This window comes from Mycobacterium sp. E2733 (genome assembly GCF_001667585.1).
GTDB lineage: Bacteria > Actinomycetota > Actinomycetes > Mycobacteriales > Mycobacteriaceae > Mycobacterium.
This window is the reverse complement of record NZ_LZJZ01000020.1, coordinates 16833-36064: the sequence shown is the minus strand read 5'-3', so window position 1 is coordinate 36064 and position 19232 is coordinate 16833. Positions and strand designations below refer to the sequence as shown.

18 protein-coding genes are annotated in these 19232 nt (G+C 67.9%); 10 read left to right on the top strand and 8 right to left on the bottom strand.

Going from position 1 to position 19232, the window contains the following annotated elements; genetic code table 11:
* Positions 1 to 6 precede the first annotated feature (6 nt).
* The 5 genes from A5678_RS03290 (at position 7) to A5678_RS03270 (ending at position 6176) form a co-directional block, all read left to right on the top strand.
* Positions 7 to 840, top strand: coding sequence for a sulfurtransferase (locus tag A5678_RS03290; RefSeq protein WP_068038361.1), 834 nt, complete (start codon positions 7 to 9; stop codon positions 838 to 840).
* A 1-nt stretch (position 841) separates the two neighbouring features.
* Entirely contained in the window at positions 842 to 1144 is a 303-nt protein-coding gene (locus A5678_RS03285; RefSeq protein ID WP_068038358.1) for a DUF1416 domain-containing protein, read from the top strand.
* A 145-nt stretch (positions 1145 to 1289) separates the two neighbouring features.
* Positions 1290 to 2018: an FABP family protein gene (locus tag A5678_RS03280; RefSeq protein WP_231983566.1), complete on the top strand. Its 729-nt coding sequence runs from the start codon at positions 1290 to 1292 to the stop codon at positions 2016 to 2018.
* Between the two features lie 129 nt (positions 2019 to 2147).
* Positions 2148 to 4523: a hypothetical protein gene (locus A5678_RS03275; protein WP_068038355.1), complete on the top strand. Its 2376-nt coding sequence runs from the start codon at positions 2148 to 2150 to the stop codon at positions 4521 to 4523.
* Between the two features lie 141 nt (positions 4524 to 4664).
* Positions 4665 to 6176 carry a sensor domain-containing protein gene (locus A5678_RS03270; protein WP_068038352.1) on the top strand — a complete coding sequence of 504 codons (1512 nt, stop codon included), beginning with the start codon at positions 4665 to 4667 and terminating at the stop codon, positions 6174 to 6176.
* Between the two features lie 242 nt (positions 6177 to 6418).
* Here the strand turns inward: A5678_RS03270 and A5678_RS03265 are convergent, their stop codons facing one another.
* Complete coding sequence (locus tag A5678_RS03265; protein ID WP_156746748.1) at positions 6419 to 7291, bottom strand: aminodeoxychorismate lyase; 873 nt, start codon at positions 7289 to 7291, stop codon at positions 6419 to 6421.
* Positions 7292 to 7378: 87 nt separating this feature from the next.
* On the opposite strand from A5678_RS03265, the gene A5678_RS03260 reads away from it, so the two are divergent.
* Together A5678_RS03260 and A5678_RS03255 are read left to right on the top strand one after the other, a co-directional pair.
* Positions 7379 to 8473 carry a folate-binding protein YgfZ gene (locus A5678_RS03260; protein ID WP_068038347.1) on the top strand — a complete coding sequence of 365 codons (1095 nt, stop codon included), beginning with the start codon at positions 7379 to 7381 and terminating at the stop codon, positions 8471 to 8473.
* Positions 8474 to 8617: 144 nt separating this feature from the next.
* On the top strand, positions 8618 to 8803 hold the full coding sequence (locus A5678_RS03255; RefSeq protein WP_068038344.1) for a DUF3073 domain-containing protein: 186 nt from the start codon (positions 8618 to 8620) through the stop codon (positions 8801 to 8803).
* A 58-nt stretch (positions 8804 to 8861) separates the two neighbouring features.
* Here A5678_RS03255 and purM read toward each other — a convergent pair whose 3' ends face one another.
* The 3 genes from purM to A5678_RS03240 all read right to left on the bottom strand — a co-directional run bounded on the left by purM (position 8862) and on the right by A5678_RS03240 (position 12082).
* Positions 8862 to 9956, bottom strand: coding sequence for a phosphoribosylformylglycinamidine cyclo-ligase (purM, locus tag A5678_RS03250; protein WP_068038341.1), 1095 nt, complete (start codon positions 9954 to 9956; stop codon positions 8862 to 8864).
* A gap of 71 nt (positions 9957 to 10027) precedes the next feature.
* Positions 10028 to 11554, bottom strand: a complete 1527-nt coding sequence (gene purF / locus A5678_RS03245; protein ID WP_068038338.1) for an amidophosphoribosyltransferase — start codon at positions 11552 to 11554, stop codon at positions 10028 to 10030.
* A gap of 138 nt (positions 11555 to 11692) precedes the next feature.
* Positions 11693 to 12082, bottom strand: coding sequence for a sterol carrier family protein (locus tag A5678_RS03240; protein ID WP_068038335.1), 390 nt, complete (start codon positions 12080 to 12082; stop codon positions 11693 to 11695).
* Positions 12083 to 12101: 19 nt separating this feature from the next.
* Between A5678_RS03240 and A5678_RS03235 the strand changes: the two genes are divergently transcribed.
* Positions 12102 to 13316: an MCE family protein gene (locus A5678_RS03235; RefSeq protein WP_068038331.1), complete on the top strand. Its 1215-nt coding sequence runs from the start codon at positions 12102 to 12104 to the stop codon at positions 13314 to 13316.
* On the opposite strand, the gene A5678_RS03230 is transcribed toward A5678_RS03235, so the two are convergent.
* Genes A5678_RS03230 through A5678_RS03220 form a run of 3 tightly spaced genes read right to left on the bottom strand, consistent with a single transcriptional unit; the run spans position 13298 to position 16648 of the window.
* On the bottom strand, positions 13298 to 13933 hold the full coding sequence (locus A5678_RS03230) for a CPBP family intramembrane glutamic endopeptidase (RefSeq protein ID WP_068038329.1): 636 nt from the start codon (positions 13931 to 13933) through the stop codon (positions 13298 to 13300). The two genes, A5678_RS03235 and A5678_RS03230, sit on opposite strands and share 19 nt — an antisense overlap.
* A gap of 19 nt (positions 13934 to 13952) precedes the next feature.
* Complete coding sequence (gene purL, locus A5678_RS03225) at positions 13953 to 16250, bottom strand: phosphoribosylformylglycinamidine synthase subunit PurL (protein ID WP_068038325.1); 2298 nt, start codon at positions 16248 to 16250, stop codon at positions 13953 to 13955.
* Between the two features lie 50 nt (positions 16251 to 16300).
* On the bottom strand, positions 16301 to 16648 hold the full coding sequence (locus A5678_RS03220; protein ID WP_068038322.1) for a VOC family protein: 348 nt from the start codon (positions 16646 to 16648) through the stop codon (positions 16301 to 16303).
* Between the two features lie 243 nt (positions 16649 to 16891).
* Here A5678_RS03220 and A5678_RS03215 point away from each other — a divergent pair, with 243 nt between their 5' ends.
* Together A5678_RS03215 and A5678_RS03210 are read left to right on the top strand one after the other, a co-directional pair.
* A complete protein-coding gene (locus A5678_RS03215; RefSeq protein ID WP_068038319.1) occupies positions 16892 to 17341 on the top strand; it encodes a nitroreductase family deazaflavin-dependent oxidoreductase in 450 nt (149 codons plus the stop codon).
* Positions 17342 to 17388: 47 nt separating this feature from the next.
* Positions 17389 to 17757, top strand: a complete 369-nt coding sequence (locus tag A5678_RS03210) for a DoxX family protein (RefSeq protein WP_068038316.1) — start codon at positions 17389 to 17391, stop codon at positions 17755 to 17757.
* Here A5678_RS03210 and A5678_RS03205 read toward each other — a convergent pair.
* Positions 17754 to 19040 (bottom strand): M18 family aminopeptidase, encoded by a 1287-nt coding sequence (locus tag A5678_RS03205; protein WP_197502020.1) that lies wholly within the window; start codon positions 19038 to 19040, stop codon positions 17754 to 17756. The genes A5678_RS03210 and A5678_RS03205 overlap by 4 nt on opposite strands.
* Positions 19041 to 19232: the final 192 nt, after the last annotated feature.

Here is a 19232-nt window from a genome sequence, read left to right as displayed (position 1 = left end):
ACCCGCATGGCACGCTCCGACGTCCTGGTCTCCGCGGACTGGGCCGAGAGCAATCTCGACGCAGCCGGCGTCGTCTTCGTCGAAGTCGACGAGGACACCAGCTCATACGACACCGGCCACATCCCGGGCGCGATCAGGCTGGACTGGCGTTCCGATCTGCAAGACCCGGTCAAGCGGGACTTCGTCGACGCGCAGCAATTCTCGAAGCTGCTCAGCGAACGTGGCGTCTCCAATGACGACACCGTGATCCTTTACGGCGGCAACAACAACTGGTTCGCCGCCTACGCCTACTGGTACTTCAAGCTGTACGGCCACGACAAGGTCAAGCTGCTCGACGGCGGCCGCAAGAAGTGGGAACTCGACGGTCGCGCGCTGTCCAGCGACGCGGTCAGCCGGCCGGCCACCTCGTACACCGCCGCCGCGCCGGACACCAGCATCCGGGCGTTCCGCGACGAGGTCATCGCGGCCATCAACGCCAAGAACCTGGTCGACGTGCGCTCGCCCGACGAGTTTTCCGGCAAGATCCTGGCGCCCGCGCATCTGCCGCAGGAGCAGAGCCAGCGGCCCGGCCACATTCCCGGGGCGATCAACGTGCCGTGGAGCAAGGCCGCCAACGAGGATGGCACCTTCAAATCCGACGAGGAACTGGCCAAGCTGTACGCCGATGCCGGACTGGACGGCACCAAGGAAACGATCGCGTACTGCCGCATCGGGGAGCGCTCGTCGCATACCTGGTTCGTGCTCCGGGAATTACTCGGCCACAAAAGCGTCAAGAACTACGACGGAAGTTGGACGGAATACGGCTCCCTGGTGGGTGCCCCGATTGAGTTGGGAAGCTGATATGTGCTCTGCCCCGAAACAAGGAGTGACGTTGCCCGCCAGCGTCGACTTGGAGAAGGAAACGGTGATCACCGGCCGGGTCGTGGACAGCGACGGCCAGGCGGTGGGTGGCGCGTTTGTCCGCTTGCTCGACTCGTCGGACGAGTTCACCGCCGAGGTCGTCGCGTCGGCGACGGGCGACTTCCGGTTCTTCGCGGCGCCGGGATCCTGGACGCTGCGTGCGTTGTCGGCCGCCGGCAACGGGAACGCCGTGGTGACCCCCTCGGGCGCGGGCGTCCACGAGGTGGACGTCAAGATCGCTTGAGACCCCGGCTGCCCTGACCGGGATGCCGCGCGGCGAATAGACTTGTCCCCGTGGTGCTCTTCTTCGAGATCATGCTGGTCGTGGCCGTCGTGGTGATCTCATGGTTCGCGCTGTACACGCTGTACCGGCTCATCACCGACGAATCGTGACTCGCGCCAGCGACGATCCAGAGCGCAGCGATGGGGTGGGGGTCCCTCCCGCTTGCGGGGGAGAGTGGCGCACGACTTCTGACGAACCTCTGGGTGCTCCGAGCTCCGGTGATCGCGCGGTGGCCGCCGCCGCTGAGCGCGCCAAGCTGACCGCCGGCCGCAACATTCCCGCCTTCGACGATCTGCCGTTTCCCGCCGACACCGCCAACTTGCGGGAAGGCGCCAACCTGAATGACGCGCTGCTGGCGCTGCTGCCGCTCGTTGGTGTGTGGCGCGGAGAAGGGGAGGGCCGCGGGCACGACGGCGATTACCGGTTCGGCCAGCAGATCGTGGTGTCGCACGACGGCGGTGATTACCTGAATTGGGAATCCCGCTCGTGGCGGATCAGCGACACGGGCGACTTCCAGGAACACGGGTTGCGCGAGACGGGCTTCTGGCGCTTTGTCAGCGATCCCGATGACCCCACCGAATCGCAGGCCATCGAGTTGCTGTTGGCCCACTCGGCCGGCTACGTGGAACTGTTCTACGGACGACCCCGTACCCAGTCGTCGTGGGAGTTGGTGACCGACGCGCTGGCCCGCTCCCGGTCGGGCGTGCTGGTCGGTGGCGCCAAACGGCTCTACGGGATCGTCGAAGGCGACCTGGCCTACGTCGAGGAACGGGTGGACGCCGACGCCGGCCTCGTTCCCCACCTTTCGGCACGGCTCTCGCGGTACGCCGGATAGCCGCCGACCTGTTGTCCGCCTGGGCAACTCGGCGGTGCGCACCGGCCCACAATCATTGCTTCCAGCCGGTCTTTTGCGTGTACTGTTCGACGTCCGAGCAGCCGATACCACGCGAAGGGAGATCGGCGGATGCGTCCCACGAGCGCACCCTCGCCCACCTTGCGCTGGGGCGTATCCGCAGTCGGTCTGCTGCTGATCGTCTATCTGGCGGTGCTGGACCTGTGGCCTTGGATCATCGACTCGCTGCCACCGAACCTCGCATGGTTCGGTCGGCCCGGGTCGATGGCCACGCTCGCAATCGTGGTGGCCGTGCTGATCGCGGCGTGCGTGCTGACCTTCCGCTCCGACCACAGCCACCGGGTGGTGGGTGTTTCGTTCACCGTGATCGCCGTCCTCGTCGGCATGAGCGCGATCCTCGGCCTCAGCTCGTACTGGGGATGCCACGACGCCAACCATCCGGCCTTCTTCACGCCGCTGATGGCGACGGCCAGTCTGGTCAAGGGCGGCACCGGTGACTTCTCGGTGAGCGGGCGAACCTGTCCGAGCCCGACGCCGGTCGGCCTGGAGCTGGCCCGCATCGCGGCACTGTCGGCGATCTTCACCGGGCTGGGCGGCGTCGCCGTGGGGGTTTTCCGCGCCCAGGTGGACCGGCTGCGGGCCAACCTGGCTGATTCCGTCACCGCCATCGTCGGCATCGACGGCGACACCCAGTCGATCATCAGCGCGGTCGCGCGCACCCTGGACCGGCGCGGCACGCTGGTCGTCATCACCGGCGCCAGCGACGACCGCGTACAGCGGGCACGCAGGCAGGGCGCCCGGGTGGTGTTGGTGGACTTCAACAACCCGTCCACCCTGGTATCGCTGCGGCTGTGGCGCCACCTGTCCCGCCTCTACCTCATGGCTCCCGACCCGGCCATCAACCTGATGTGGCTGGACCAGATCGGACGTCGGCTTGACGAGGTCGCCCACAAGCGGCGGTTGCCGCTGATCGTGCGGATGGACGACCCGTGGCTGGCCCAGGCCTGGCGCGCCCAGCAGCTCGGCGGGTCGGACACTCGGTGGGCGGCCGATGTGGTCGGCAAGTATGAGGTGACCGCGGGCAGGCTGCTCGACGGCATCATCGCAACCGGACGGATGAAGCGGGTATTCGTCTGCGGCACTTCACAATTGACCCTGGCGCTATGCGCCGACCTGACCCAACGCACCCTGGAACGCGACTTCTACACCCCGCCGGGCGCGGTGCCGTTGCCCGCGCTCACGCTGGTCGACACGGACGCCCCGGAGTACCTGGCGGATCACGAGTTCTACCGGCAGGAGGCCGGATTCGCCTCGGAGGGGCCGACCATCGAAGCCACGGCCGAGGCGCCGACGGTGCCGACCATGCTGAAGCTGGTCGGTGACGTCGACCCTGCAACGAGCGCCGTGATCTTCGTCGACTCCCATGCCGCGATGACCGCCGCGAGGCTGGCAGCCCGCTTCCCCGACATGCCCATCTACGCCTCGGACCTCAACACCAGCATCAGTGACGACTCGATTCAGGTCGTCGGCCGATTGCAGTCCTACTCCCTGGTGCTGGACACCCAGGACGGCCAGGTGCGGGACGCCTGGGAGCGCGCGGCCAGGTTGATCCACGAGCGGTACGTCTCGACGATCGACGCGGGGGCGCCACGATCTCCGGCCGCGTTGCCGTGGGCCAAGCTCAACGAGTTCTACCGCGGGTCCAACCGGCGGCAGGTGCGCAACGCGCTGTGGATGGTGGAACAGATCGCGGGGCACACCTGGAATACCTGGGGCAGCCCGCCCGCCCAGCTGTCCGGCAACGAGATGGCGAATCTGCCCCCCTTGGAACAGCTGGCCCTGATGGGCTTCGACCAGTATTCGGCGATGAGCATGGCCCGCGCCGAGCACGAGGATTGGTGCCGCTACTACCGTCGCAACGGGTGGAAATTCGGTTCCTTGCGCGACGATTCACGCAAGATCCACAACAAGCTGGTCGACTGGTCGGCGGTCGAGGCCGATTCGGAATTACTCGATGCCGCGGTGCGCAGCCTGGCCGCCACGTTGTGGAGCCTGCGCCAGCTTGGCTTCCGGTCGCGCCCGCTCTGGCGGTCCTTCACCCGGGTGGGCACGGTGGCCGCCGAACAACGAAGCGCCCCGTGGACATGGACCTCGGATTCGGGGCACACCATGCAGGCCGACGCCGGCGACTGGGCAATCCAGGAAGACGGCAGGGTGTGGTCGGTTCGCGACGACATCTTCCGCGATTCCTACGAGGCGGCCGGCGACGGGCGCTGGCAGCGAAGAGGACGGGTCCAGGCCCGTCCGGCCTACCCGGGCGAGACGGTAAACACCTTGGAAGGGCCGACAACCGCAGCGGAGGGCGACTGGGTCGTCCTGGGATCCACCGGCGAGCAGTGGCCGGTTCCCGGTCCCGAATTCGCGCGTCGCTACGCCGAATTCCACCCTCCCGAGGACGCTTCGGCGGTTGACGGCACCCCAGGTTGAGTTTCAGCCGTCACGGGCCGAACGGCGATGAATTTGCGCCGTCTGACACCGCCCGACACTGATACGGTATCGGCGCATGCCCAATAGCCGCATGCGCCGATTCCGCCGTTCGTTTGCTACGCCTCCCCGTAGGAGACCGTGATGCCCCTGTTCATCAGCTACTCGAGCCAAGACAGGGCGGCGGTCGACGCCCTGACTGGCGCGCTTCGGCGCGCGCAACAACAGGTTTGGTTCGACCAAGAGCTCGGCGGCGGCGAATCGTGGTGGAACAAGATCCTCGAGCAGGTCCGCTCGTGTGACGTGTTCGTCGTTGCGCTGTCCAACAACTGGTTGCAGTCCAAACCCAGCCAGGCCGAGTTGCGTTACGCGAGGGCGCTGAACCGGCCGATCCTTCCCGTGCGGATCGGTGACGTCGACAGCATGCGCGTGAATCCCCTTGCCGCGTTGCAGATCATCGACTACCGAGAACCGACCGTCGACGCCGGCATTCAACTCGTGACCGCGGTACACGCGCTGCAAAGCAAGCCGGTGCCCCTGCCGGACCCGCTGCCCGACGAGCCGCCGGTGCCGTTCGGGTACATCACCCGGTTGGGCGACACCCTCGCCGAAAAAGAGCTCAGCCCGCAGGCGCAGACCCAGCTTTTGATCGAACTCAGGCAGGGACTCGACGAGGATGGCGACGATCCCAGCGCCCGCGGCGACATCGGACAACTGTTGCGCATGCTGCGTCTGCGCCACGACGTCACCTACCGCACCCGCACCGAGATCGACAACGTGCTGGCCGAGATCGAGGCCAAGGACAGTTCGTCGGCGGCGGTGAACGAGAGCAAGTCGCAGGCACCGGCGGCGGCCGCAGCACAGCCCGACGCGGTGCCGGCCGGCGGTCCGTCCCCCAGGGCCGCCACACCCACCGAGGCGGGTGGGTCCAACAAGCGGCTGCTCATCATCGGCGGCGCCGCCGCGGCGGTGATCGCGGTGATCGCGATCGTCGTCGTATTCACCACGCAGGGCGGCAAGACCAAGCCCTCCCCCCAAGCGGGCGGAACCCCGAGTTCGGCTGCCCCCGGTGTCCCGGCGGCCGGGAACGCCTCGAAGCTGGACTCCTATCTGCTCGGCCCCGCCGATGTCGGCGCCGTCGTCGGCGACCCGAACCTGGTGGTGTCCGACAAGGCCGAGCAGCTGCGCAACTTCAGGCCGACGCTGTCCAACCCGGATTGCAAAGGCGTGTTCGAACCCATCGAAGAATCGGCCTACCAGGGGGCGGACGGTTACACCGGGCTCAGCGCCCAAGCCGTGCATAGCCCTGGCGAGAGCCAGCTGCACCGCATCTATGAAGCGGTCGTGCAGTTTTCGTCGCCGCAGAAGGCGACGGCATTCGTGCAGGCGTCCACGGACAGGTGGAAGGCATGCGCGGGGCAATCGATCACGTTGACCTTCAACGGCAAGTCCAGCGAATGGAAGTTCGGTGATGTCACGGGAACCGTGCCGAAAATCTTCCAGGAGCGGACGCAGGCAGACGGCACCCGGATCTGCCACCACGCGCTGCATGCGGTGTCCCGTGTGGTCGTCGACTTGTTGCTGTGCGGCCCCGACGCCGAGAACGGTCAGGCGGGCAAACTCGCGGGGCAGATAGCTGCGAAGGTGAGCCAGTAACCGCTCCAGACATGGAGCGGCCCCCGAGCAAGGCTCCTGGTTGGACAGACCGGAAGCTCGGGGGCCGGGTGACTGCGGGGAATTCGCCAGCGCGCGTATATCGCCAGCTCTTCGAAAGCCACTGCAGCTAGCGCGCAGCCACCTCACATGTCCATGAAGCTATCAATTTTCCGGACCACCTCCTTCCCTGTGTACGGCCGACCGTACCCGCGATTCCGCAAGCCGACAACACAATTCAGCGCCTAGCGATCGCTGACGATCGCCGAGTCGACCAGTGCGGCGAATTCGGCGGCCAACGGCGACCGGGGCAGTGGCCGACCGTCGAGCGTGTGCACGCGCGCGGCCAACGTCATACTCGAGACCAGCCAGATCCCTTGTGCTGCATGGAGATCGGCAAGCCGCAACGCTCGATAGTCGCAGTCGTATCCCTTGGCCCGCGCCACCTCGAAGAGCGCTTGCTGCGTGGTGCCACGCAAAATCGGATACCACGGCGGCGGTGTCAGCAGGCACAGGTTCCCGCCCGCCCCCGTCTCGTCATCGGCGGCGATCACCACCGTCGAGCGCGGTCCTTCCAGGATGTAGCCGTCCGAACTGACGAAGATCACGTCACCGGCGCCATGCCGGGCGGCATGGCGCAAAGCGGCCATGTTGACCGCGTAGGACAGCGTTTTGGCGCCGGCCAGCAGCCACGGCATCGCGTCGGCGCCGGCCGAGGGCAGTCCGCGGTCCAACGTCACCGCGGCCAGCCCCTCGCGCCGAACGGCCGTCACTCGTTCGGGGACGGCGGTGACCATCACATAGGCGGTCGGCGAAGTCCCGCCCTCCCGGCCGCGGCTGTAGATGAGGCGCATCGCGCCCTCATCGGCGGTGTCCGCGACCCACTGCCGGGTGGCCAGGTCGATCGCACCGCGCCAGCTCGGCAGGTCCGGCTCGGGCAGATCCATCAGCCTCGCCGATTGGGTCAGCCGCTGCAGATGGGACTCGACCAGACAGGGCCTGCCGTCGCGGACCAACAGCGTCTCGAAGATGCCGTCGCCGCGAACCGCCGCCAAGTCGTCGGCGTGCAGCAGGGGCGCGTCCGGCGGATGAATCGTGCCGTCCAGCGTGACGATCACACCGGTCTCGCCTGCCATGGAGGTAAAGCCTAGCTCGGGCTGTGCAACTGACCGCACGCTCGGCGGAGGGGTCCGTAGAGTTGACGTGTGAATCCAGTTCCTGCACCCGACGCCGGGCCGGACGCGGGCGCCGTCTGGCATTACGGCGATCCCCTGGGCGAACAGCGCGCGGCAGAAACCGCTGCGGTAGTTGTAGACCGCTCGCACCGCGCGGTGCTCACCCTGACCGGCAGTGATCGGCAGAAATGGCTCCACAGCATCTCCACCCAACACGTCAGCGACCTCCCGGAAGGCGCCAGCACGCAGAACCTCAGCCTCGACGGTCAGGGCCGCGTCGAGGATCACTGGGTCCAAACCGAACTCGGCGGCACCACCTACCTCGACACCGAGCCGTGGCGCGGCGAACCGTTGCTGGACTACCTGCGCAAGATGGTCTTCTGGTCGGACGTCACCCCGGCTGCCGCCGACATGGCGGTGCTTTCGCTGTTGGGCCCGCGCCTGTCCGACCGGGCCGTGCTCGACGCGCTCGGCGTGGACGCCCTGCCCGGCGAGCTGACGGCGGTCCCGGTGGCCGGCGGGGGGTTTGTGCGACGGATGCCGGGCGGCCCCGCCGGCCAGATCGAACTCGATTTGGTGGTCCCGCGCGGCGAGTCGGCCAACTGGCGGAAACGTTTGGTCCAGGCGGGGCTGCGGCCGGCGGGGGTATGGACCTACGAAGCGCACCGGGTGGTGGCGCTGCGCCCGCGGTTGGGCGTCGACACCGATGAGCGCACGATTCCGCATGAGGTGGGGTGGATCGGCGGCCCCGGCGAGGGGGCGGTCCACCTGGACAAGGGCTGCTATCGGGGCCAAGAGACCGTCGCGCGGGTGCACAACCTCGGTAAACCGCCCCGGATGTTGGTGCTGTTGCACCTCGACGGCTCGGTGGAGCGGCCCTCGACGGGTGATCCGGTGCTCGCCGGCGGTCGCACCGTCGGCCGCCTTGGCACCGTGGTGGACCACGTGGACCTCGGGCCCGTCGCCCTGGCGTTACTCAAGCGCGGGATCCCGGCCGACACGGAACTGGCGACCGGCCCGCAAGGTTCGGTGGCTGCGGTGATCGACGCCGATTCGCTGCCGCCCGCGGAACAGATCGGCGCGGGACGGCTGGCCGTTGAACGGTTGCGGGGCGGTGCGAGATAATCGTCGACAACGTCCGCCACAGCGGCAGGGGGCACCGACGCCCAACCGTAAGGCACGGTAAACTGTCGGCAGGACAATAACGACACCAGGAGATCGGAGCCGCCTGATTCGGGCCGCTCCGTTATTGCGCGAGGGGGTTCCCCCATGGGCCGCGGCCGGGCTAAGGCAAAGCAGACCAAGGTTGCTCGAGAACTCAAATACAGTTCTCCGCAGACCGACTTCCAGCGGCTTCAGCGCGAGCTGGCAGGGTCGGACGCCGCCGACTCCACCGAGCCGGAGGACGACGGTGTCGGCGACTCCTGGGAAGACAGCGACGACTGGCGTCGCTAATCACGTCGCTGTGCCGGTGCGGTTCGTTTCGGCACCGCGCTAGCCCGGCTCCCGCCTTCTAAAATCTCGGGTGCTGTCCAACCAGCTTTGCCCGTGGGCCCTGTTTACCGCCCTTGCAGACGGTCCCCAACGCCCAGCAGTCCAAGTGGCGTGCCGTCAAGATGGCCAAGGCGCGGTCGGTGTCCTCGGGCGCGACGATGGCGACCATGCCCACGCCCATGTTGAACGTCTTCTCCATCTCCTCGCGCGCCACCCGGCCACGCTGGGCGATCATGGCGAACACCGGTGCGGGTGTCCAGGTCCCGCGGTCGATTTCGGCGACCAGGCCGTGCGGGATGACGCGCTGCAGGTTGCCGGCCAGTCCGCCGCCGGTGACATGGCAGAACGTGCGGACATGGGTTTCGGCGGTCAATGCCAGGCAGTCTTTGGCGTAGATCCGAGTGGGTTCCAACAGCTCTTCGCCCAGGGTGCGGCCGAATTCCTCGACATAACCCGCCAGGTTCATCCGGTCGATCTCGAGCAACACCGAGCGGGCCAGGGAGTACCCGTTGGAATGCAGGCCGGAGGAGCCCATCGCGATGATGGTGTCGCCGGGCTTGACGCGATCGGGACCCAAGACGTCGTCGGCCTCGACGACGCCGATACCGGTCGCCGAGATGTCGTAGTGGTCCGGTTCCATCAGGCCGGGGTGCTCGGCGGTTTCCCCGCCCAGCAGCGCGCAGCCGGCCCGCACGCAGCCCTCGGCGATACCCGCCACGATGGCGCTGAGGCGTTCGGGCACCGTCCGGCCCACGGCGATGTAGTCCTGCAGGAACAGCGGCTCGGCGCCGCAGACCACGAGGTCGTCAACGACCATCGCGACCAGGTCCAGGCCGACCGTGTCGTGCTTGTCCATCGCCTGGGCGACGGCCAGCTTCGTTCCCACCCCGTCGGTGGACGCCGCGAGCAGCGGTTCGCGGTAGTCGTTGCGCAAAGCGAACAGCCCGGCGAACCCACCTAGGCCGCCCCGCACCTCGGGCCTGGTGGCCCTTGTCGCCAGGGGCTTGAACATTTCAACGGCGCGATCACCGGCCTCAATGTCCACCCCGGCTGACGCGTAGGTGATGCCGTGGCTGCCCGGGTTTCGTCCGGGGCTTTTTCCGGGATCCGTCATCGCGATAAAGGCTACCGGGCGCCGCCGACCGCCGTTATCAAACGTCCCGGAAGGGGCGCATCGAGCGTCCGTCAGTGGATGATTGGCACTTCGTCGGGCGCCAGATCATCGAGACCGGCTCCGCGCGCGGCGTTGGTGAGCATGTGCTCGATGACGTTCTTACCCAACGCCGTCTCCTCGGGCAGTTCGATCGGATACTTGCCGTCGAAGCAGGCGGTGCAGAGCCGCGACGCGGGTTGCTCGGATGCCGCGACCAGGCCGCGCAGCGAGATGTAGCCGAGGGTGTCCGCGCCGATGGCATGCCGCACGGCCTCGAGCATCTCCTCTTTGTCTTGCACGGCGTTGGCGATCAACTCGGCGGGCGACGGGAAGTCGATGCCATAGAAGCAGGGCCATTTCACCGGTGGCGACGCGATACGCACATGGACTTCGACCGCACCGGCCTCGCGCAGCATGCGCAACAGCGCGCGCTGGGTGTTCCCCCGCACGATCGAGTCGTCGACGACGATGAGCCGCTTGCCGCGGATGACCTCGCGAAGTGGGTTGAGCTTCAACCGGATACCGAGCTGGCGGATGGTCTGCGATGGCTGGATAAAAGTTCGCCCGACGTAGGCGTTCTTCATCAGGCCCTGCCCGTACGGAATGCCGGACTCCTGCGCGTATCCGACCGCGGCGGGGGTGCCCGACTCGGGAACCCCGATCACCAAGTCGGCGTCGACCGGGCATTCGCGGGCCAGCCGGCGACCGATCTCGACCCGGGTGGCGTGCACAGACCGGCCGGCGATGGTGCTGTCCGGGCGTGCCAGGTAGACGTACTCGAAGACGCAGCCCTTGGGGGTGGGGTTGGCGAAACGCGTGGAGCGCACCCCGTCGGCGTCGATCGCCAGCAGCTCTCCCGGCTCGATGTCGCGCACGAACGAGGCGCCGACGATGTCCAGGGCCGCCGTTTCGGATGCCACCACCCAGCCGCGGTCGAGCCGTCCGAGCGAAAGTGGCCGCACCCCATGCGGATCGCGGCAAGCGTACAACGTGTTCTCGTCCATGAAGGTCAGGCAAAACGCGCCGCGCACGGTTGGCAGCAGGTCCAGCGCCGCCTGCTCCAGGGTGGAGTCCGCCGCACCGTGAGCGAGCAGCGCGCCCAGGATGTCGGAGTCCGTCGTCGCCGGGGCGGGGGCGCGGCGGGCGATCAGGCCCGCGTCGCGCGCGCGGGCGGCGAGCTCGGCGGTGTTGACCAGATTTCCGTTGTGCCCCAGCGCGACGCCGGTGCCCGCGGCGGTGTTGCGGAATACCGGCTGCGCGTTCTCCCAGGTGGTGTCACCGGTGGTGGAGTAGCGGCAGTGCCCGATGGCGACGTGGCCCTGCATCGCCGCGAGCGTCTGCTCGTCGAACACCTGGCTGACCAAACCCAAGTCCTTGAAGACGAGGACCTGCGATCCGTCGGCTACGGCGATACCCGCGGCTTCCTGCCCGCGATGCTGCAGGGCGTACAAGCCGTAATAGGTGAGTTTTGCGACATCCTCGCCGGGGGCCCAAACCCCAAAGACACCACACTCTTCACGCGGCGAGTTCAGGTCCTGCTCGGGTTCCTGGACGGTCACGATTGGGCGGCTCCCTGGGGAACGGTTGGTGACGTAACGGAGTCTACGGGTCCGACGCCCGCGACTGCGAATCAACAGCGCGTGTTGGGCGGCGAAAATTCCCCGCCTAACCCTAAACCTGCAGTTCAGAGTTACTATTCAGCCGACATCGAACAAGGGCAGGCAGTGTTCGATCTCACCCGCCCGAGCGCCGGAAAGGCTCAGCGCGCCGGCGCCCTTCGCAGCTCGGAACGACAGCATCCCGGTGGCCAGCAGCAGCCACGTCCGCGGATCGGTCTCCACCACGTTGGGTGGCGTGCCTCGGGTGTGCCGGGGCCCGGCGACGCACTGCACCGCGACGAACGGCGGGATACGCACCTCGACGCTGGCGCCGGGTGCCAGGGCGGCCAGAGTGCGGGCGGTGAGTCGAACCGCCGCGGCAAGGCCTTCGCGGTCGGGCGGCGCCAGGGATTCGTCCCGCAGCCAGTCAGCCACCGCCAACACGGCCCGTCGGGTCTTTGCCGGATCGGCCTTTTCACGGGCGGCCATACCCTAGGGTCTCAAACTCATGGAGCGTCGTCGCTTGCGGCGCGGGCCACCGTACAAGACAGTCGGCCTCGTGGCGCTCACCATCATGGGGTTGGCCGGGTCGCTCCTCTACCTACAGTTCCGTGGCGAACTCACCCCGACGACGAAGCTAACAGTGGTCGCCACCCGGGCCGGACTGGTGATGGACCCGGGGTCCAAGGTCACCTACAACGGGGTCCAGATCGGCCGGGTGGCAAGCATCTCCGAGACCACCCGCGACGGCAAGCCGGCCGCCAAGGTGGTACTGGACATCACCCCCCGGTACATCAAGATGATCCCGGCCAACGTGGCGGCCGCCATCAAGGCGACCACCGTCTTCGGCAACAAATACGTCGCGTTGACCTCGCCGCCTCAGCCCACCGCCCAAGCGATCACACCGTCGACCGTGATCGACGCGAGGTCGGTCACGACCGAATTCAACACCGTGTTCGAGACGCTCATCTCGATCGCGGAGAAAGTCGATCCGGTCAAGGTGAATCTGACGCTGAGCGCGGCCGCGCAAGCCCTGACGGGATTGGGCGACAAGTTCGGCGCCTCTTTGGTGAACGGCAATTCGATCCTCGAGGACGTGAATCCCCAGATGCGCGAAGTCCGCGCCGATATCCGGCGGTTGGCCGCGCTCGGTGAGACGTACGCCAATGCCTCGCCGGACTTGTGGGATGCGCTCGACTACGCCGTGACGACGGCGCGTGCGCTCAACCGCCGGCAAGCCGACCTGGACGCGGCGCTGCTGGCCGCGGCCGGACTGGGCGGCACGGGCGCGGACGTTTTCGGCCGCGGCGGAACATACCTGGCGCGGGGAGCCGCCGATCTGGTCAGCTCCAGCCAGCTGCTCGACGAGTACAGTCCCGAAATCTTCTGCACCATACGCAATTTCAACGAAGTCGGGCCCAAGATCCACAACGCCCTTGGCGACAACGGCTACTCGCTCGGCGCCCACGCAGCGGGCGCGATCGCCGGGGCGCCCAATCCGTATATCTGGCCGGAGAACTTGCCCCGCACCAACGCCAGGGGCGGGCCCGGCGGCCTGCCGGGCTGTTGGCAGACGATCACCCGGCAGCTGTGGCCGGCGCCGTTCCTGGTGATGGACACCGGCGCGAGCATGGCTCCGTACAACCACTTCGAACTCGGCTCGCCACTTTTCCTCGAGCACGTATGGGGTCGCCAGCTGGGCGACTACACCATCAACCCGTGATGCCGCGCGCTCAGCGCGGCGATCGCGCCGGCCTCGTTGATGGCCAAGTGCACCAGCATGGGCGCGGCCAGGCTGCCGGAACGATCTGCCAGCCAACCGAACAGCCAGCCCGCGATGCCGGTCACCAGCACAGTGCCCAGCACCGGCTCGCCGGCCGCCCGCGCATCCGCGATATGGGAGAGCCCAAAGCTTGCCGCTTGCAACAACCTTCCACCCGGCCTGCCCCACGCCCCCGAACCGACGGCGGTCAGCGCCGCACGGAACGCAGCCTCTTCGGCCCAGACGGTCCCGACCGGAATGCGAAGCAGGAGCCAGGCAGGTGCCGATCCGGGTGTCTCCCGGTGCGCCATCGATGCCCGCACCAACGGCACCGCCGTCGTCGCGCCGATCACGCTCGCCGCCGCCGCACCGGTCGCCGAACCCAACCGCAGCCCCGCCCACAGCTGCGGTGGAGACAAACCCAACGGCGCGCGCGTCATCAGCACCAGCAGGCCGGCCGCACCGCCCTGCACCGCGGCCCGCCACGCCGTGGGCAGTCGCGGGCCGACGAAGCTCCAGCCAACCAGTGCGGCGGCCAAAGAGAACGCACCTGCCCGGCGAAAACCGTTGTGGTACATCAAGGTTCGTCGCTACAGCTCATCCGAAGAGGCGCGGCAGCACCGCCTCGGACGTCTCGCGCAGTTCCTCCAGCGACACGGTGAACAGGCCCTGCACCTCCACCGCATCCGAGGCCTGATCGACGACGCCGATGCGCTCCGCGGGCAGCCCCCGCGCCTCGCACATCGCCCGGAACCGGCTCTCCTCGGTGCGCGGCACCGCCACCAGGACCCGGCCCGCCGATTCGGAGAACAACGTGACGAACGGATCGGCACCTTCGGGAAGCACGATGCGGCAACCGGTTTCGCCCGTCAGGGCCGCCTCCACGATGGCCTGCGCGAGCCCGCCTTCGGACAGGTCGTGCGCCGCGGACACCAGTCCGTCGCGGGAGGCCGCGCTCAGCACTTCGGCCAACAGCTTTTCGCGCGCCAGGTCGACCGCGGGCGGCAATCCGCCCAGGTGATCGGCGGTCACCTGCGCCCAGACGGAACCGTCCAATTCGTCGCGCGTATCGCCCAGCAGGATCAGCGTCTCGCCCGGTTCGCGGCCCAGGCCGGTTGGGATGCGCCGGCCGACATCGTCGAGCACACCGAGCACGCCGACCACCGGCGTGGGCAGAATCGCCGCCGACCCGGTCTGGTTGTAGAAGCTGACGTTGCCGCCGGTCACCGGAATGCCAAGGGCCACACAACCATCGGCCAGCCCCCGCACGGCCTGCGAGAACTGCCACATCACCCCGGGATCTTCCGGGGAGCCGAAGTTGAGGCAGTTGGTCACTGCCACCGGCGTCGCGCCGGTGACGGCGACGTTGCGGTAGGCCTCGGCCAGCGCGAGTTGGGCGCCGGCATAGGGATCGAGCAGCGTGTAGCGCCCCGACGCGTCGGTCGAGAGCGCGATGCCGCGGCCGGTGGTTTCGTCGACGCGCAGCACGCCGCCGTCGGCGTGTTCGGCCAGCACGGTGTTGCCGCGTACGTAGCGGTCGTACTGCTCGGTGATGAAGGCCCGGCTGCACAGATGCGGACTGCCCAGCAGCGCAAGCAAAATCGCGCGCAACTCCTCCCCCGTCGCCGGCCGCGGCAGGCTCGTCGACCGGTCCGCGTTCAGGGCGTCCTGCGAGTCCGGCCGCGCGACGGGCCGCTGGTACACAGGCCCCTCGTGCGCCACCGTGCGCGGCGGCACATCGACGACCGTCTCGCCGCGCCAGGTGATCCGCAACCGGTCACCGTCGGCGACCTCGCCGATCACCGTGGCCAGCACCTCCCATTTACGGCAAACCGCCAGGAACGCGTCGACGTTCTCCGGCGCCACCACCGCGCACATCCGCTCCTGCGACTCGCTGCAGAGCACCTCCGCGGGCGTCATGTCCTTGGCCCGCAACGGGACGGCGTCGAGCTCGATCGCCATCCCGCCGTCCCCGGCCGATGCTAATTCCGAAGTCGCGCAGGATAATCCGGCGCCGCCGAGGTCCTGGATGCCGATCACCAGGCCGCCCGCGTAGAGCTCGAGGCAGCACTCGATGAGCACCTTTTCCATGAAGGGGTCCCCCACTTGCACCGAGGGCAGCTTTTTGCGGGATCCTTCGCTGTCGAAGGTTTCCGACGCCAACACCGACACCCCGCCGATGCCGTCGAGGCCGGTGCGCGCGCCGAACAGGATGATCTTGTTTCCGGTGCCCGAGGCGAACGCCAGGTGCAGGTCCTCCTGGCGTAACACCCCCACGCACAGAGCGTTGACCAACGGATTGCCGGCGTAGCAGGCGTCGAAGACGGTCTCGCCGCCGATGTTGGGCAACCCGAGCGAGTTGCCGTAGCCGCCGATCCCGCGGACCACCCCGTCGACCACCCTGCGGGTGTCCGGCGCGTCGGCGGCACCGAACCGAAGCTGGTCCATCACCGCGACCGGCCGTGCGCCCATCGCCATGATGTCGCGGACGATGCCGCCGACGCCGGTCGCCGCACCCTGGTAGGGCTCCACGTAGGACGGGTGGTTGTGCGATTCCACTTTGAAGGTGACGGCCCAGCCATCGCCGATGTCGACCACGCCGGCGTTTTCGCCGATGCCGGCCAGCATGCCGGCGCGCATGTCATCGGTGGTGGTCTCACCGAAGTAGCGCAGGTGGATCTTGGACGATTTGTACGAGCAGTGCTCGCTCCACATCACCGAGTACATCGCCAGCTCGGTGTCGGTGGGTCTGCGGCCCAGGATCTCACGAATCCGCTGGTACTCGTCGTCTTTGAGACCGAGCTCGGCGAACGGCTGCGGCTGGTCGGGGCTGTTAGCGGCGTGCTCGACGGTGTCGATCGCCTGGGTGCGGGCGCTCGTCCCGGAGACAGTCACGCCAGACAGTCTAGGGCCGCGCTGCCGTTGCCGTCGGGCCGCTGCGGGGGCTATTGACCGACCACGCAGAAGACGTTGCCCTCGGGGTCGGCGAGCACCACCCAGCGGAAATTGTCGCCGAATTTGTGCCGGCCGACCTCGGTGGCCCCGGCGGATGTCAGCCGGGACACCTCGGCATCAACGTCGGCGGCACCGAAGTCGAGATGCACGCGGTTCTTCCCGGGCGTGGGGTCGGGCACCTTTTGGAATCCGAGCCGGGGTCCTTCCGACAAGCTGACCGCGGTGAACTCGTCGGCGAGCAGTTCCTGCGTCGTACCGCCGAACTGCTCGGCCCACCAAGCGGCCAGCTGCGCGGGGTCGCGGCAGTCGAAAGTGATCATCTCCACGTTGAGCGCCATACCGCCAGACCCTAGGCCTCACAAGGGCCAGGCGGAAGTAACGCGTTGGATTTCGCCATGGGCGGACAACCGTGCTCACGACGAGACGGCGCTGCGAAAAGTTACGCAGGCACTTGTAACTTTCCGCGCCGCCGACCCGTCCTTGGATTACGGGTTGCCGGTGGGCGTCGGTTACAAGTCCGGCGGCGCCCCGGCACGGCCGATTCCAATTCACCGCAACGGAATACACACCAAGGAGAAGTGATGTCCAACCCGAGCCCGCCTCGCTGGCTGAAACCGATGAACAAGCTCATGATCGCGATGCAAAAGCTCGGCGTACCCACGGGACCTCCCATGGTCTTGACTGTGCCGGGCCGCAAAACCGGTCGGCCGCGCAGCACGCCGATGACACCGTTCACGCTCGACGGACAGCTTTTTGCCGTGGCGGGATTCCCCGGTGCCGATTGGGCACGGAATGCGCGGGCCGCCGGGGCCGGGACGCTCCGTAAGGGCCGAAAGGTGCGGCGCGTCAGGATAACCGAGCTGACCGCCGAGCAGGCCCGCCCGGTGTTGCGGGAATATCCGATCGAGGTGCCGGTCGGTGTGGGCTTCCTGAAGCGCTCGGGCCTGGTGCGCCAAGGCAACCCCGAAGAGGTCGAGGCGCTGGCCGGCCGGATCGCCGTGTTCCGCTTAGACCCGATTCCGGTGAGCTAGCGCGTAGCGATTCCCCCATCGGTCGACCATCGTAGGAAGCCACCAGCATGTACACCGCATACCTTGTCGTGACGATAAGCGCCATAGCCCTCGACGGATTTTCGGGTGTGAGTGCGCTTGTCCACTTCGCGCCCATCATTCCGCCCATGCGCCGGGCCGGGGTGCCGCTGTCCTGGCTGAGGTTTCCCATCGGCACTTTAAAAACCCTTGGGGCCCTTGGGCTTATCACCGGCCTGTGGATTCCTGGAATCGGCGTCGCGGCGGCAGCCGGGCTAACCATCTTTTTCATCTGCGCGATGTACACCCACGTACTCGCCAACGATATTTCCGGCCAGTTCGCTTTCGCCGGGTTCCTGCTCGCCCTCAACGCGGCGACCTTTGCACTCACCCTGATCGCCCACCCCGCCGGCGTTTAGGCCGCAGAACCTCGGAACGCCCCTGGCGAAAGGAACGCGCTCATCGCCGCGGAGTACGCAGCCACGTCATGAGCGCCCATCAATTCGCGCGCAGAGTGCATCGCCAGCTGCGCGGCGCCGATGTCGACGGTGGGTATGCCGGTCCGGGCCGCCGCCAGCGGCCCGATCGTGGACCCACAGGGCAGGTCGGCGCGGTGCTCGTAACGCTGCAGGGCGACCCCGGCCTGCTCGCAGGCCAGCGCGAAAGCCGCGGCCGTGCGACCGTCGGTGGCATAGCGCAGGTTCGGGTGCACTTTGAGCACCGGTCCGGCGTTGACCTCGATGAGGTGGCCGGGCTCGTGCCGCTCCGGATAGTTGGGGTGGGTGGCGTGTGCCATGTCCGCCGAGGCCAGCAAGGACTCGGGCAGCCGGCGCAGGAAGTCTTCGCGGGAGCCGCCGGCGGCGAGCACGATGCGCTCGAGGACGGTGCCCAGCAGGTTCGACTGCGCGCCGTGATCGGAAGACGAACCGACTTCCTCGTGGTCGAAGACCACCAGCACGGGCACAAAGCCCGACGGCTTGGCGGCCAGCAGCGCCTCCATGCCCGCATAGCAACTGGCCTGGTTGTCCAGCCGGGGAGCACTCAGCAGGTCGCCATCGGCACCAAACACGGTGGATCGGGTGAGGTCATGAGTCATCAGGTCGGCGGCCAGCACGGCGGCCGGCGCAACCCCGGCGCGCTCCGCGACGAAGTCGATGAACGATTTCGTTTCGGCGCCGACGCCCCAGACCGCGTTGACGTGTCGCTGCGGGTCCAGCGTCAGCGATTTCCGGTCCTCGGCCAAGTGAATGGCCAGCTGCGGAACCCGAAGGATCGGCTCGTCTATCCGGACCAGCCGGTGCTCTATCCCCGTGGCCTGATCGCTGGAGTGAACCGATAACCGTCCGCTGACGCCCAGGTCGCGGTCGAGCCAGGAGTTGAGCCACGCTCCGCCGTACGGTTCCAGCGCCACCACCCGCCAACCGGCGACCAGCCGATCGGGATGCTGCTTAACCCGGAGGTTGGGGCTATCGGTGTGTGCGCCGATGATCCGGAACGGGCCGTCGGCCCCGTCGGAATTCCAGGCGACCAGTGAGCCGGCTCGCACCGCGAAGTAGCGACCGCGTTCGCCCGGCCAGCGTTTGGTCTCGCTCAGTTCGGTGTACCCGGCATCGATCAGTCGCGCCGCCACCGTGGCGCAGGCGTGGAACGGCGACGGAGAAGCGTCGATGAAATCGCAGAGGCCTGCGGCGCTGGCCGACATGTTCAACATCATGGCTGTCGGCGCTCGCCGTCGCCACGCTAGGTCCCATTGCATGGCTCTCCCCCGCAAGCGGGGGGCCCCCCAACCGCGCCCTTCCGGCGCTCGCCGTCGCCACGCTAGGCCCCATTGCGCGGCTCTCCCCCGCAAGCGGGGGGACCCCCAACCGCGCCCTTCCGGCGCTCGCCGTCGCCA

Coding starts and splice junctions, on each gene's coding strand:
- A5678_RS03285 (WP_068038358.1), top strand. CDS start 842: ATGTGCTCTGCCCCGAAACAAGGAGTGACGTTGCCCGCCAGCGTCGAC.
- A5678_RS03215 (WP_068038319.1), top strand. CDS start 16,892: ATGTCCAACCCGAGCCCGCCTCGCTGGCTGAAACCGATGAACAAGCTC.
- A5678_RS03255 (WP_068038344.1), top strand. CDS start 8,618: ATGGGCCGCGGCCGGGCTAAGGCAAAGCAGACCAAGGTTGCTCGAGAA.
- A5678_RS03235 (WP_068038331.1), top strand. CDS start 12,102: ATGGAGCGTCGTCGCTTGCGGCGCGGGCCACCGTACAAGACAGTCGGC.
- purM (WP_068038341.1), bottom strand. CDS start 9,956: ATGACGGATCCCGGAAAAAGCCCCGGACGAAACCCGGGCAGCCACGGC.
- A5678_RS03220 (WP_068038322.1), bottom strand. CDS start 16,648: ATGGCGCTCAACGTGGAGATGATCACTTTCGACTGCCGCGACCCCGCG.
- A5678_RS03240 (WP_068038335.1), bottom strand. CDS start 12,082: ATGGCCGCCCGTGAAAAGGCCGATCCGGCAAAGACCCGACGGGCCGTG.
- A5678_RS03210 (WP_068038316.1), top strand. CDS start 17,389: ATGTACACCGCATACCTTGTCGTGACGATAAGCGCCATAGCCCTCGAC.
- A5678_RS03290 (WP_068038361.1), top strand. CDS start 7: ATGGCACGCTCCGACGTCCTGGTCTCCGCGGACTGGGCCGAGAGCAAT.
- A5678_RS03275 (WP_068038355.1), top strand. CDS start 2,148: ATGCGTCCCACGAGCGCACCCTCGCCCACCTTGCGCTGGGGCGTATCC.
- A5678_RS03270 (WP_068038352.1), top strand. CDS start 4,665: ATGCCCCTGTTCATCAGCTACTCGAGCCAAGACAGGGCGGCGGTCGAC.
- A5678_RS03205 (WP_197502020.1), bottom strand. CDS start 19,040: ATGTCGGCCAGCGCCGCAGGCCTCTGCGATTTCATCGACGCTTCTCCG.
- A5678_RS03230 (WP_068038329.1), bottom strand. CDS start 13,933: ATGTACCACAACGGTTTTCGCCGGGCAGGTGCGTTCTCTTTGGCCGCC.